Source organism: Mesorhizobium sp. RCAM 05104, from assembly GCF_059683645.1.
The window spans coordinates 4126061-4139352 of the sequence record NZ_CM185033.1; the positions used below are offsets into that span (position 1 = coordinate 4126061).

Genomic DNA, 13292 nt, shown 5'->3' on the forward strand with positions numbered 1-13292 from the left:
TCCGCCGGAAATATCGCATGAACGACGAAACCAGTAAAACGCCTGCCGGCCAAGGTGGCGACGCGCCGCAAAAAAAGCTGACGCCGGCCGCTCGCCGCGCGCTGGCCGAAGCCGAGGCCCGGCGGCAAGACTATCGCCAGAAGGAAGCAGCGATGCCGAAGGAAATCGGCGGCCGTGGCGGCAAGGAACCCGGTCGCTACGGCGACTGGGAGGTCAAGGGATTGACCAGCGATTTCTAGCGCCTGGTCTAGGCGGCGCTGCGCTGCGGCTCCAGCGCAATCCAGCCACGCTCGTCGATGGTGATGCCGATCGTGTCGTAACCAGCGATCGCGGCATGTTGCGTGGACAGCGGATGCTGGTGCGTGGCGTTGATGACCATGACCGCGGCCTCCGCGGCCTCGGCCGCCGCTATTCCGGCCGGAGCATCCTCGAATACGAGGCAATCACGCGCATCGAAGCCGAGCCGGTTCGCGCCGAGCCGGAAGCAATCGGGCGCCGGCTTGCCACGGGAAACATCTTCCGCCGCGACGAGGACGGAAGGGACGGGAATGCCGGCAGCCACCATGCGCAACAGCGCCAGCTCGCGTGGCGCTGAAGTCACGATCGCCCAGCGTTCAGGCGGCAGCGAGTTGAGAAACGCAGCGGCGCCGGCGATCTGAACGATGCCATCCAGATCGGCGGCTTCGGCCTTCAGCAGCAGATCGGCTTCATATGCCGGATCGACTCCCGGGAGTGCCAGGCCGGCAATCGTCTCGATCGCCCGCACGCCATGGATCGTCGGCAGGAAGGCGGCGACGTCCAAGCCCTGCCGCCGTGCCCAATCGCTCCACACCCGTTCCGCCGATGCGATGGAATTGATGAGCGTGCCGTCCATATCGAAGAGGAAGGCGGCGAATTTTCTGCCTGCGAACATGGTTTTCCTTGAATCGGGGGGAACGTGTCGAGGGAAGGCCCCAACCGTAACGTCAAGGCGCGGGCATGGGAAGGCGCGGGCTGGACTTTTCAATCGGCCCAGGGAACCACGGCACCCCTCCCGCGTTTGAGCAAAACTGTTTTCCACGACGATCGAAGGGGACCCGCGATGCTGATCCGGCTCGGCTACGAAATCGCCATCGAATGCAGCGAGGCTACCCCGGTGATTTCCCTGCTCGAGATCCACAAGGACCGGCAGGCCGACATCAAGCGCCAGACGCGCGTGCTGACATCGCCTTCGGTGCCGACGACGCTCTACCATGACCTCCACGGCAATGCCTGCCGTCGTTTCACGGCGCCCGCTGGCGGTTTTCGCATCCTCTACGATGCCGTCGTCGAGGACAGCGGCGAGACGGACGAGGTCAATACGCTGGCCAGGGAAGTGCCGGTGGCGGAATTGCCCGACGAGGTACTCGGTTATCTCCTGGGCAGCCGCTATTGCGAGACCGATCATCTCAGCAATCTCGCCTGGCAACTGTTCGGCCATCTGCCGCCCGGCTGGGCACGGGTGCAGGCGATCGTCGACTATGTCCACAACCGCCTGTCCTTCGGCTATGGCTATGCCCGATCGACCCGCACGGCCGCGCAGGCGCATGAGGAGCGGGTCGGGGTCTGCCGCGACTTCGCTCATCTGGCGATCACGCTCTGCCGCTGCATGAACATTCCGGCGCGCTATGTGAACGGCTATCTTGGCGACATCGGCGTGCCGGTCGATCCGGCGCCGATGGATTTCTCGGCCTGGCTGGAAGTGTTCCTCGATGGCAAGTGGTACACGTTCGATGCCCGCCACAACACGCCGAGGATCGGCCGCGTCGTCATCGCGCGCGGCCGCGATGCCACCGACGTGCCGCTGCTGCACAGCTTTGGCCAGCATCGGCTCAACCTGTTCAAGGTGTGGACCTACGAACAGGACGGCAATCTGTTCAATCCGCCCTATCACGGCGTCGACAGGACCGTTAGCGCCCGGATGCTGGCCTAGCCTCCAGCGGTTGACACCTGCCCGAGTTCGTTCGCATGCCATTTTCTTGGTCCTGCGGCTTCGGGACAGCTGGTCCGCTTCGGCACACAGGCCCCGTGCCGCAACGGGACGTCGTCGGGCCTTCCGCGATGCTTGGGTCTGATCATGGTTAGCGTGTCGTAAACGCCGCCGCTGTCATGGCTTTTTGTTTACCAGTTGTTCACTTTCTTGCAGTCCGAACCCAAGCAAAAACAATGTGTTGCTTGCGAGGCATCTCGCCTGGTGGGGCGTAGCGGCGTCATCCGGCTGGAATCCTGCATTGCCCTGCCTGCGGCGATAAGGCCGAAGCATGCGGAGGCGTTGGATGCGGAATTACGGGGGTCTTGTTCACGCGGTTAGCGGTTTCGCCAGACATCGCGGTGGAAATTTCGCGGTCCTGTTCGGCCTTGCCGCGTCGGTCTTGTCGCTGGGTGTCGGCTTTTCCGTCAACGTATCGCAGCTCTACAATGCCAAATCGAGCCTGCAGGGCGTGGTCGACGCGGCCGTGACGTCGACGGCGCGCGATCTGACGACCGGCGTCATCAAGGAAGCCGATGCCAACAAATCGGTGCAGAACTTTCTCGACGCCAACAGCCAGGCAGGCATCCTGCAGGCCGACCAGATCGTGCTGGACAAGCTGACGCTCGACAAGAACGCCAAGACGGTCCAGGCGGACGTCCATGTCGATGTCGCCTTGTTCTTCCCGATTCTTGGCATGGGCGACATGAAGCGCGTCGCCGCCTCCACGACGGCGCTCTATTCGGACAAGACCATCGAAGTGGCGATGATGCTCGACGTGACCGGTTCGATGGCCGGTCAAAAGATCAAGGATCTGAAGGCGGCGGCGAGCAATGCGGTGGACAGTTTCCTGGGCAACCAGGATCCGACCAGGCCCCGTGTGCGGGTTTCCATCGTGCCTTACGCCAATTCGGTCAATGCGGGTGCGCTCGCCGACAGCACAGTCTATGTCGAAACCAAAGCGAGCCAACGCAAGCAGGCGCCCGGCAACACGAGTGCACAACCTGCTTCGGCTTCGCCGCGCCCAGACAATTGCGCCACAGAACGCAAGGGTGCCGATCAGTATTCGGACGCGGGTCCTGGCTCGAGCATGGTCAACCGCGACTACCTGCTGTCGACCTTTGCCGCGAACACCCGGACCGCCGCTTGCCCGGCCGCGGCACTCGTCCCGTTGACGGCCGACGCCAGCGCCCTCAAGAACGTCATCAAGGATTTTGTCGCATCGGGCGGGACAGCCGGCCATATCGGCGTGCAGTGGACCTGGTACATGCTGTCGGAAAGCTGGGGCAGCGTGATGAAAGCCTCGGAGCGGCCAGCCAAAATGGATCCGAAGAAGGTCGCCAAATATGCGATCCTGATGACGGATGGCGAATTCAACCTGTCCTATTTCGACGCCAACACCGTCGGCGAGGTCTACAATGCCGCCGGCAAGGAACCGACCCGCGCGGCGGCAAGGAAACTCTGCGCCGCCATGCGTGACAAAGGCATCGAAATCTTCACCATCGGCTTCAACCTCGAAGAGGCAAATGCCGAGGCTACCCTGCAGGATTGCGCCAGCACGGACAGCGGCTCGATCAAGCATTTCTATCAGGCCGCCAATGGTGCCGAACTGGACAACGCGTTTCAGACGATTGCCCGCAACATCGAGACCCTGGCGCTCACCAAGTAAGGGTTCGGCAAAGGAAAAGGCCGCCGCTTCATTCGAAGCCGGCGGCCTTCCGTGTTTCCGTCCGTGGCGCGGCCCATGGCGGCGACCCATGAGGTCACCCGCCGCGCATTTCGCGCCTTAACGGGAAGACTGCTTCCCGAAAGTGCAATCCGCTGAGGCCACGTTCTGGAAAACGAAATCACTCGACATCGGATCACCTCCTTTCGATTTGTTGAACACGCACAGATGATGGGGTGTCATTTGGAAAATGGCAAGGCGTCACCCTCAAAAAGCCGGGTGGTGTGTCTTTCCGGGCGGGCCGGCTTGCAGTTCAGGGGCAAAGAGACAACAGTGTTGCCCTCGCTTCGGGAGGAAGCATGGACGCCACCGACAAGGCCGCGCGGATCGTTCGAACGGTCGTTGAAACGCTGAAGCCGGGCTTTGCGGTCAAGCTGTGGACCGGCGAGAGGATTGGCCCCGCCACCGGCCCGGTGCTCACCATCAACGACCAGGATATTGCCTGGCAGATCATTCGCCGCCCCTCCTTCTCGACGCTGATCGAGATATGGATTTCCAAGGCGGTCGATGTCGAAGACGGATCGCTGTTTGATTTCTACGCCCTGCCTTCGCAAGGCAAGCTCAGGTCGAAACTCAAGGCATTGCCGAAACTGGCGATCCTGCGCGACTTGCCCGCAGTTCTGTTTTCGAGAAAGCAGATGACAACGCGGGTCGATCTTGCCGGACGAAACCCTTTCGTCAGCGGATCGAGCAAGGAGGCGATCCAGCACCACTATGACATCTCGAACGCCTTCTATCGGCTCTTCCTCGACGAACGCATGGTCTACAGCTGCGGTTACTTCAAGGATTTCGCCAACGGCATCGATGAGGCGCAGGCCGACAAGCTCGACCACATCTGCCGCAAGCTGCGGCTGAAGCCCGGTGAAAGATTGCTCGACATAGGCTGCGGCTGGGGAGCGATGCTGATCCATGCCGCGAAGAATTATGGCGTCACCGGCCACGGCGTCTCGCTGTCTGAAGCACAGACGAAACTTGCCCGTGAGCGCATTCGCGCCGAGGGGCTGGAGGACAAGATCACCATCGAGATAAAATCCTACGCCGAGCTCACCGGCACCTTCGACAAGATATCGTCGATCGGCATGTTCGAGCATCTGGGGCTCGCCAACCATGCCGCCTACTTCTCCACCATCCACCGGCTGCTGAAGCCAGGCGGCATCTATCTGCACCACGCCATCACCAGGCGCAGCAAGGGCGACATGAAGAAGACCCTGCGCAAGGGGCCGGAATACAAGGCGCTGATCAAATACATCTTCCCCGGCGGTGAACTCGACACGATCGGCATGACGCTCGGCAATCTCGAGGCGCACGGCTTCCTCGTCCACGACGTCGAGAATCTGCGCGAGCACTATGCGCGCACCTGCAGGCTGTGGGCCGAGCGCCTTCATGCACGATTCGACGAGGCGATCGCCGAGGTCGGCGAGGCCAAGGCGCGTCTCTGGCTGCTCTACCTGACAGGCTGTTCGATCACGTTCGAACGCGCTTCGGCGCAGATTTTCCAGACTGTCGCCACCAAGCGGGCGCGCGGCCCGAGCGGCCTGCCGCCGACGCGGGCGGATCTCTACCGGTAGCCTACAGGAAGCGCATCGCGTCGCCGACCTCGACGTTGGCCGGCCGATCGACCGTGCAGTAGACTCCGAGATTGTGCGCGTTGTGGCGAACCAGATTGCGCAGGATCGCCGGGTCGTGGTCGAAGCCATCCTGGCCGATGATGGTGAAGCCGCAGCGGCGGCAGGGTTCTGAGATGGTCAACAGCATTTCGCCGATCGCGAGCTTGCGGCCGATCCATTCCGTCTCCGGAAACGAGCCTTCCACCGCAGCCATGTCGACGACGATGTTGGGGCGGAAGCGACGCGGGTCGGCGGTCCCCTCCGGATGCAGCGCCTTCAGCCGCGCCAGCGACGCCGTGGTCAGAAGGTGGATCGGGGCCTTGCGATAGCGTTCCGCCGTCAGCGGGCCGGAGTAGCCGGCGGCAGCGTACTCCCGGCGAAACGGCCGGATCGAGGCTTGGAAGCCGAGATAGTCCGATACCGACCGATCGCTTTCGGGGCCGGGGGCCCGCAGCCAGTCGCCGCCCGGCACGGCCACTTCGAGTTCGCGGTTGCCTGTCAGCCGGGTGCGGATGCGTGGCACTTTATGCCATTTCGCATCTCGATCCGGCCGTGCGATCTCATTGTCGGTGGCATCGACCAGGCCGAACATGCGGTCGCCGACGATGCCTTCGACCTCGATCGAGATCGCCTCCAGGCGCTCGCCGGCAAGCGAACTCGCCGGATAGCGCCAGAGCTCGCTTACAGTGCCCAGCAAAGCCTCGTCCCGCATCAGTCCTTCTTGTTCTGCCGGTTGGCGATCAGATCGTCGACGACGGCCGGATCGGCCAGCGTCGAGGTGTCGCCAAGCGCGGCAAAATCGTCCTCGGCGATCTTGCGCAGGATGCGGCGCATGATCTTGCCGGAACGTGTCTTCGGCAGGCCGGGCGCGAACTGGATCTTGTCGGGTGAAGCGATGGCGCCGATCTCCTTGCGGACATGGGCGACAAGCTCCTTGCGCAGTTCCTCGCTGGGCGGCGCTCCGGCCATCAGCGTGACGTAGCAATAGATGCCCTGGCCCTTGATGTCGTGGGGGTAACCGACGACGGCGGCTTCGGAAACCTTGTCGTGGCTGACGAGCGCGGATTCGACTTCCGCCGTACCCATGCGATGGCCGGAGACGTTGATGACGTCGTCAACGCGGCCGGTGATCCAGTAATAGCCGTCGGCGTCACGGCGGCAGCCGTCACCGGTGAAGTACTTGCCCTTGTAGGTGGAAAAATAGGTCTGCTCGAAGCGCTCATGATCGCCATAGACGGTGCGCATCTGGCCAGGCCAGGAATCGGTGATGCACAGATTGCCGTCGGCCGCCCCTTCCAGCACCTTGCCTTCGCCGTCGACCAGCTGCGGCTGGACGCCGAAGAAGGGCCGTGTCGCCGAGCCTGCCTTGAGGTCGGTCGCGCCCGGCAGCGGCGTGATCAGGATGCCGCCGGTCTCGGTCTGCCACCAGGTGTCGACGATCGGCACCTTGCCGTTGCCGATGACGTTGAAATACCACTCCCAGGCTTCCGGATTGATCGGCTCGCCGACCGAACCCAGCACGCGCAGCGATTTGCGCGAGGTCTTGGTGACATGGCTGTCCCCTGCGCCCATCAGCGCGCGCAGCGCCGTCGGCGCGGTGTAGAAGATGTTGACCTTGTGCTTGTCGATGACTTCCCAGAAGCGGGCCTGCGACGGATAGTTCGGCACGCCCTCGAACATCAGCGTGGTGGCGCCGTTGGCGAGCGGACCGTAGACGATGTAGCTGTGGCCGGTGACCCAGCCGACATCGGCGGTGCACCAGTAGATGTCGCCGTCATGGTAGTCGAAGACATATTGGTGCGTCATCGACGCGTAGACGAGGTAGCCGGCGGTGGTGTGGAGCACGCCCTTCGGCTTGCCGGTCGAACCGGAGGTGTAAAGGATGAACAGCGGGTCTTCCGCCTTCATCTTCTCTGGCTTGCACTCTGCCTTCACCGTCGCGACCTCGTCGTGGTACCAGACATCGCGCCCTGGCGCCCAGCCGACCTTGCCGCCGGTGCGGCGCACGACAAGGACGTTCTTCACCATGACGAAGTTCTTCGCGGCGATGTCGATCGCCTTGTCGGTGTTCTCCTTCAGCGGAATGGCCTTGCCGCCGCGCAGGCCTTCATCGGCGGTGATGACGAAGGTCGATTCGCAGTCGACGATGCGGCCGGCCAAAGCGTCCGGCGAAAAGCCGCCGAAGACGATCGAATGGATCGCGCCGATGCGCGTGCAGGCGAGCATCGCATAGGCGGCTTCCGGGATCATCGGCATGTAGATGGTGACGCGGTCGCCCTTCTTGACGCCGTGCTTCTTCATCACATTGGCGAGGCGGCAGACATGCTCGTGGAGCTCGTTGTAGGTGATCTTCTTGTCGTCGTAGGGGTTGTCGCCTTCCCAGATGATGGCGGTCTGGTTGCCGCGCTTCTTCAGGTGCCGGTCGATGCAGTTATAGGAAACATTGGTCAGCCCGTCCTCGAACCATTTGATCGAGATCTTGCCGTCGAAGGAGGTGTTCTTGACCTTGCTGTAGGGCTTGAACCAGTCGATGCGCTTGCCGTGCTTGCCCCAGAACCTGTCCGGGTTCTTGACGCTGTCGGCGTACCATTTCAGGTAGGTGTCATTATCGATCAGCGCGTTCTTCTTCCACGCCGGCTGGACGCGATGGACATGCACATCGGACATTTTTCACTTTCCTCCCGAACCAAACCGCCGGCTTGAAACGCCGGCGGGGATCACGGCGACGCGGCCGCGAATTCGGCGGCATTATTACCAGTTCCGCGGTGACGGCAACATTAGACGTTGGATTCGCGTGGCGGGATGCCGCAGGCGCGCTCTAAGACGCTGTCAGCACTCGACGAAGGCCGCTGCTAACTGCATGTTTTTGCGCGGAAAATCCGCTGACGATCAGGAAAAATCAATAGACAGTTAAGCAACGGCGCGCACAATCGCGCGTTGGGAGGAAAGGAGAATCAACCTGGGGACCGCCATGCGCGACCATTCCGAAATGGACCTGATGCTCAAAGGCTACGGCTTGACCACGGCCAAGATTCTTTATCATTTCCCCGACCATCCGCATCTGCTGCAGAGCTTCATCTGGCAGGACTACGACCTGGCGCCGAAGTTTCCGGTGCTGATCCGGTTCATCGAATTCTGGAAGGCCAGGCTCGACGGACCACTGCATTCAGTCAGCTACACGCACCAGAAGCTGATCGCGCCGAACGAATGGCGCAAGGTGGATGGCGAGTTCGTGCTGCATTAGGGGCTGTAGCGCAGGCATTTTTGTCGACCGGAAGTGATTGGCGGAAACGCCCATCACTTCGTCATCCACGGGCGGAGCAAGGAGCGTAGCGACGCGGCGCAGACCCGAGGATCCATGCCGCGACTTCCGAGCGCCTAGCGGTCCAGAATTCTGCTCCGCCGCGATCTTCGACCAAGTTCACGGCATGGATCCTCGGGTCTTCGCGACGCCGCTTTGCGGCTGCTCCGCCCGTGGATGACGAAGTTGAGGGCGCTTCGGCTACTCCCCAATGTCTATGATGATCCCGAAACGTAGGATCGCGACCTAATCAGACCGCCGGCGGGTTGAGCCTCGCGAAACCTTCCTGGCGGCGATAGGGGAAATACGGGTAGGGCGCGGTGACTTCGCTCGCCGCGTCGAGTTTCCTGATCTGCTGCGGCGTCAGCGTCCAGCCGACGGCGCCGAGGTTCTGGCGCAGCTGCTCCTCGTTGCGGGCACCAATGATGACCGAGGAGACGGTCGGGCGCCGCAGGAGCCAGTTGATGGCGATCTGCGGCACGCTCTTGCCGGTTTCCTCGGCCACCGCGTCAAGGGCATCCATGACGCGGTAGAGATGCTCGTCCTCGACCGGCGGCCCGAAGCTTGCCGTGTCGTGCAGCCGGCTCTTGTCCGGCAAAGCCTGGCCACGGCGAATCTTGCCGGTCAGGCGGCCCCAGCCGAGCGGGCTCCACACCAGGGCGCCGACGCCCTGGTCGAGGCCAAGCGGCATCAGCTCCCACTCATAGTCGCGACCGACCAGCGAATAGTAGACCTGATGCGCGACATAGCGCGGGTAGCCGTGCCTGTCGGCCAGCCCAAGCGACTTCATCACTTGCCAGCCGGAAAAGTTGGAGACGCCGACATAGCGCAGCTTGCCGGCGCGCACGAGCTCGTCCAGCGTCGACAGCACCTCCTCGATCGGCGTGCCGGCGTCGAAGGCATGCAGCTGCAGCAAGTCGATATAGTCGGTGCCGAGACGCTTCAGGGCGTCTTCGACCGATCTGATCAGCCGCGAACGCGACGAGCCGTAGTCGGCCGGCACGTCGCCCATCGGCAGAGAGGTCTTGGTCGAGATCAGCACGGCATCGCGGCGGCCCTTGATGGCTTCGCCCAGCACTTGCTCCGAAGCGCCGTTCGAATAGACGTCGGCGGTGTCGAACAGGTTGACGCCGGCTTCGAGGCAGATGTCGATCAGCCGCCGCGCCTCCGTGGCGTCGCTGTTGCCCCAGGCGCCGAACAGCGGGCCGGAGCCGCCAAAAGTTCCCGCGCCGAATGACAGCGCCGGCACTTTCAGGCCCGATGCGCCGAGACGTCGATAGTCCATTTTTTTGCTCCTGCTGGTGTGGAAGGAAGGATGTTGAAAAGCGGTCTGGCTTTGCCGGCTGATGTCACGACCGGACGGAAGCAGGCGTGCCGAGCGTGGCAGGGCGATCGAGACGCAGCGCCAGCAACGCCACGGCGAGCGCCGTGAGCGGCAGCAGGGCGGCGACCCAGGGGAGCGCGCCAAGGCCGAGGCCATGGGCGATGACCGCGCCACCAAGCCAGGCGCCGGCGGCATTGCCGAGATTGAAGGCAGCGATGTTGAAGGACGAGGCGAGGCTCTGGCCGGCACCTTGCGCCTTTTCCAGCACCCACATCTGCAGTGGCGCCACGGTGGCGAAGGCGGCGGCGCCCAGCAGGCCGACATAGATGACGGCCATGATCTGGCTGTGGATGGCGAAGCTCATGGTTGCCAGCACCAGCGCCAGCACCACGAGACTGCCCAGCACGGCCGGCACCAGCCAGCGATCGGCGACCTTGCCGCCGGCGAGATTGCCGGCGATGAGACCGCCGCCGAAGACGAGCAGGATCGGCGACACGGCCGCATCCTGGAAGCCGCTGATCTCCGTCAGCAACGGGGCGATGTAGGTGAAGACGGCGAACACGCCGGCATAGCCGAGCACGGTGGTGGCGAGGCCGAGCAGGACGGGCGTGCGGCGCAGCACGGCGAGATCGGCGCGCAGGTCGCTCTTTTCCGGCGCCGTCCGGCTGCGCGGCACCAGAGCCAGGATAACGGCGAAGGCCGCCAGGCCGACCACGGTGACCGCCCAGAAGGTCGCCCGCCAGCCGAAAGCCTGGCCGAGCCAGGTGCCGAAGGGAACGCCGAGGATGTTGGCAATGGTCAGGCCGGTGAACATCAGGGCGATCGCCGAGGCCTTCTTGTTGGGCGCCACCAGTCCGGTGGCGACGACGGAGCCGACGCCGAAGAAGGTGCCATGGGCAAAGGCGGTGATGACGCGCGCGCCCATCAGCGTCCAGTAGTCGGGGGCCAGTGCACAGGCGAGATTGCCAAGCGTGAAGATCGCCATCAGCGCCAGAAGCACGGTCTTGCGTGGCCAGTTGCCGGTGGCGATGGTCAACAAGGGCGCGCCGATGACGACGCCGAGCGCATAGCCCGAAATGAGCTGGCCGGCGGCCGAGATCGAGACGCCGAGATCCTTGCTGACATCAAGCAGCAGACCCATGATGACGAATTCGGTGACACCGATGCCGAAGGCACCGGCGGCGAGGGCGTAGAGAGCTAGAGGCATGGCGGTTTCCACTTCGACGACGAAGAGCGCCTATCCCAACCCGCGCCCCGACCCGAAAGATCGTGTCGCCACGCACTGTGAACCAGACTTGCATTGGGCACATTTTCTGTGAAATAGATTCACAGATGGCGAGATCCGACATCAACCGCTCCGGCGAGATCGAAGTCTTCGTGCGCGTCGTCGAGGCGGGCAGCTTTTCCGCCGCGGCGCGCGAGCTGCGCATGACGCCATCGGCGGTCAGCAAGCTGATCGCGCGGCTGGAGGCCAGGCTAGGCGCACGGCTGGTCAGCCGCTCGACACGTCGCCTGCAGATGACGCCGGAAGGCACCGCGTTCTATGAAAGTGGCCTGCGCATCCTGGCCGACATGGCGGCAGCCGAGCGCGAGGCGGCGGCGGGTGCGGCGCCGCGCGGGCGGCTGCGCGTCAACACCTACGTGCCATTCGGCGTGCACCGGCTGATCCCGCTGCTGCCGCGCTTCCTCGAACGCTACAGGGAAATCTCGGTCGATCTGGTGCTGACCGACAGTGTCATCGACCTGATGGCCGAACGCGCCGATGTCGCCATTCGTGCCGGGCCGCTCGGCGAATCACGGCTGGTGGCGCGCAAGCTCGGGCAAAGCCCGGTGGTGGTCGTTGCCGCGCCCTCATATCTCGAGGCGCATGGCACGCCGCGGACACTTGCCGAACTGGAGCGCCACAACCGCATGGGCTTCGGCTTTGTCCGCCATATTGACGGTTGGCCGTTTGTCGACGCGGCCGGCGCCGCCGTCATCATCCCCATCACGGGCAATGCGCTTGTCGGCGACGGCGAAGCGATGCGGCTGATGACGTTGGCCGGGGCCGGCATCTCCAGGCTGGCGCGCTGGCATGTGGCGGCCGACATCGCCACCGGGCGGCTGGTGCCGCTGCTGGAGGCGTTCAACCCGGGCGACGAGGAGGTTACCCACGCCGTCTATGTTGGCCAGGGCCGTCACCTGCCGGCGCGGGTACGCGCCTTTCTCGATTTTCTTGGCGAGAACGTGCGGCTGACCTGACATCCCGGGAGCCGACGGGCTCCCGGGATGGTCATCATTGGCAGGGCGCTATGCCTTCGGCGTGAATGGCGCCGGGCGCCGGCCCGCTGCCTGGCGCTCCAGCATCCAGCCGGGATATTCGGCTGGCAAGGCGCTGACCGCATCGAGCTTGGCGAGATCGTCCGTGTCGAGTTTCACTTCAGTCGCGGCAAGGTTCTGTTCGAGCTGCTCCATGCGGCTGGCGCCGATGATGACGCTCATCACGAAAGGCTTGGCCAGGACATAGCCGAGCGCCACCGTGGCGACACTGACGCCATGCTTGGCGGCGATCTCGCGCATGACGGCGACGGCCGCCCAGGCACGGTCCTCGTTGACCGGCGGGAAGTTGAAGCTGGCGCGACGGCCCTCGCCATTACCGGGCGCGCCGGGACCGTATTTGCCCGACAGCAAGCCGCCGGCCATCGGGGACCACACCATCAGGCCGAGCTTTTCCTCGTTGAGCAGCGGCACGATCTCGCGTTCGAGGTCACGGCCGGCGATCGAATAATAGGACTGGACGGTCTCGAAGCGGGCGAACCCCTTGCGGTCGGCGATGCCGAGCGCCTTGGCGATGCGCCATGCCGCCCAGTTGGAGACGCCGACATAGCGGACCTTGCCGCTGGCAACCAGGTCGTCCAGCGCCCGCAGCGTCTCGTCGATCGGCGTCACCGTGTCAGTGCCATGCAGCTGATAGAGATCGATATGGTCGAGCTGCAGCCGTTCAAGGCTGGCGTCGACCGAATCCATGATGTGGCCGCGCGAGGAGCCGCGCTGGTTGGGGCCTTCGCCCATGGCGCCATGGACCTTGGTGGCGATGACCACATTCCGTCTGTCGACACCGAGATCCCTGAGCGACTGGCCAAGCAGCCGTTCGGACTCGCCGAAGGAGTAGACATCGGCGGTATCGAAGAAATTGACACCTGCGGCGAGCGAGCGGGCGACGATCTCGTTGACGCCCTTCTGGTCGAGGCTGGCGATCAGGCCCCATTGGGCATTTTCGCCGGCGGCGCCGAAGGTCATGGTGCCGAGGCAGAGTTCGGAGACGAACATCCCCGTGTTTCCAAGCTGGTTGTAACGCATGGCAAAGC

12 protein-coding genes are annotated in these 13292 nt (G+C 63.8%); 6 read left to right on the forward strand and 6 right to left on the reverse strand.

What is annotated here, in order from left to right:
- Positions 1-17 precede the first annotated feature (17 nt).
- On the forward strand, positions 18-239 hold the full coding sequence (locus AC56QP_RS20200) for a DUF1674 domain-containing protein (RefSeq protein WP_256751897.1): 222 nt from the start codon (positions 18-20) through the stop codon (positions 237-239).
- 8 nt (positions 240-247) lie between these two features.
- On the opposite strand, the gene AC56QP_RS20205 is transcribed toward AC56QP_RS20200, so the two are convergent.
- Positions 248-913, reverse strand: a complete 666-nt coding sequence (locus AC56QP_RS20205) for an HAD-IA family hydrolase (RefSeq protein WP_489858362.1) — start codon at positions 911-913, stop codon at positions 248-250.
- Positions 914-1081: 168 nt separating this feature from the next.
- On the opposite strand from AC56QP_RS20205, the gene AC56QP_RS20210 reads away from it, so the two are divergent.
- From AC56QP_RS20210 to AC56QP_RS20220, 3 genes are all read left to right on the forward strand, one after another.
- Positions 1082-1951, forward strand: a complete 870-nt coding sequence (locus AC56QP_RS20210) for a transglutaminase-like domain-containing protein (RefSeq protein ID WP_489858361.1) — start codon at positions 1082-1084, stop codon at positions 1949-1951.
- Positions 1952-2294: 343 nt separating this feature from the next.
- Entirely contained in the window at positions 2295-3656 is a 1362-nt protein-coding gene (locus AC56QP_RS20215; RefSeq protein ID WP_497100398.1) for a vWA domain-containing protein, read from the forward strand.
- Between the two features lie 356 nt (positions 3657-4012).
- Complete coding sequence (locus AC56QP_RS20220; RefSeq protein ID WP_489858359.1) at positions 4013-5281, forward strand: class I SAM-dependent methyltransferase; 1269 nt, start codon at positions 4013-4015, stop codon at positions 5279-5281.
- Position 5282: 1 nt separating this feature from the next.
- Here the strand turns inward: AC56QP_RS20220 and AC56QP_RS20225 are convergent, their stop codons facing one another.
- Together AC56QP_RS20225 and acs are read right to left on the reverse strand one after the other, a co-directional pair.
- Positions 5283-6032 (reverse strand): MOSC domain-containing protein, encoded by a 750-nt coding sequence (locus AC56QP_RS20225; protein ID WP_497100397.1) that lies wholly within the window; start codon positions 6030-6032, stop codon positions 5283-5285.
- On the reverse strand, positions 6032-7987 hold the full coding sequence (acs, locus tag AC56QP_RS20230; RefSeq protein ID WP_489858357.1) for an acetate--CoA ligase: 1956 nt from the start codon (positions 7985-7987) through the stop codon (positions 6032-6034). Before acs ends, AC56QP_RS20225 begins: the two co-directional genes overlap by 1 nt.
- A 304-nt stretch (positions 7988-8291) precedes the next feature.
- Here acs and AC56QP_RS20235 point away from each other — a divergent pair, with 304 nt between their 5' ends.
- Positions 8292-8564, forward strand: a complete 273-nt coding sequence (locus AC56QP_RS20235) for an usg protein (RefSeq protein WP_091576148.1) — start codon at positions 8292-8294, stop codon at positions 8562-8564.
- A 307-nt stretch (positions 8565-8871) separates the two neighbouring features.
- Here AC56QP_RS20235 and AC56QP_RS20240 read toward each other — a convergent pair whose 3' ends face one another.
- Positions 8872-9906 carry an aldo/keto reductase gene (locus AC56QP_RS20240; protein ID WP_489858356.1) on the reverse strand — a complete coding sequence of 345 codons (1035 nt, stop codon included), beginning with the start codon at positions 9904-9906 and terminating at the stop codon, positions 8872-8874.
- Between the two features lie 64 nt (positions 9907-9970).
- On the reverse strand, positions 9971-11152 hold the full coding sequence (locus AC56QP_RS20245; RefSeq protein WP_489858355.1) for an MFS transporter: 1182 nt from the start codon (positions 11150-11152) through the stop codon (positions 9971-9973).
- Positions 11153-11277: 125 nt separating this feature from the next.
- Between AC56QP_RS20245 and AC56QP_RS20250 the strand changes: the two genes are divergently transcribed.
- Complete coding sequence (locus AC56QP_RS20250) at positions 11278-12186, forward strand: LysR family transcriptional regulator (RefSeq protein WP_489858354.1); 909 nt, start codon at positions 11278-11280, stop codon at positions 12184-12186.
- A gap of 48 nt (positions 12187-12234) precedes the next feature.
- Here the strand turns inward: AC56QP_RS20250 and AC56QP_RS20255 are convergent, their stop codons facing one another.
- Complete coding sequence (locus AC56QP_RS20255; RefSeq protein WP_489858353.1) at positions 12235-13284, reverse strand: aldo/keto reductase; 1050 nt, start codon at positions 13282-13284, stop codon at positions 12235-12237.
- Between the last annotated feature and the right edge of the window lie 8 nt (positions 13285-13292).

Coding starts and splice junctions, on each gene's coding strand:
- AC56QP_RS20225 (WP_497100397.1), bottom strand. CDS start 6,032: ATGCGGGACGAGGCTTTGCTGGGCACTGTAAGCGAGCTCTGGCGCTAT.
- AC56QP_RS20205 (WP_489858362.1), bottom strand. CDS start 913: ATGTTCGCAGGCAGAAAATTCGCCGCCTTCCTCTTCGATATGGACGGC.
- AC56QP_RS20250 (WP_489858354.1), top strand. CDS start 11,278: ATGGCGAGATCCGACATCAACCGCTCCGGCGAGATCGAAGTCTTCGTG.
- AC56QP_RS20245 (WP_489858355.1), bottom strand. CDS start 11,152: ATGCCTCTAGCTCTCTACGCCCTCGCCGCCGGTGCCTTCGGCATCGGT.
- AC56QP_RS20200 (WP_256751897.1), top strand. CDS start 18: ATGAACGACGAAACCAGTAAAACGCCTGCCGGCCAAGGTGGCGACGCG.
- AC56QP_RS20215 (WP_497100398.1), top strand. CDS start 2,295: ATGCGGAATTACGGGGGTCTTGTTCACGCGGTTAGCGGTTTCGCCAGA.
- AC56QP_RS20210 (WP_489858361.1), top strand. CDS start 1,082: ATGCTGATCCGGCTCGGCTACGAAATCGCCATCGAATGCAGCGAGGCT.
- AC56QP_RS20220 (WP_489858359.1), top strand. CDS start 4,013: ATGGACGCCACCGACAAGGCCGCGCGGATCGTTCGAACGGTCGTTGAA.
- AC56QP_RS20235 (WP_091576148.1), top strand. CDS start 8,292: ATGCGCGACCATTCCGAAATGGACCTGATGCTCAAAGGCTACGGCTTG.
- AC56QP_RS20255 (WP_489858353.1), bottom strand. CDS start 13,284: ATGCGTTACAACCAGCTTGGAAACACGGGGATGTTCGTCTCCGAACTC.
- acs (WP_489858357.1), bottom strand. CDS start 7,987: ATGTCCGATGTGCATGTCCATCGCGTCCAGCCGGCGTGGAAGAAGAAC.
- AC56QP_RS20240 (WP_489858356.1), bottom strand. CDS start 9,906: ATGGACTATCGACGTCTCGGCGCATCGGGCCTGAAAGTGCCGGCGCTG.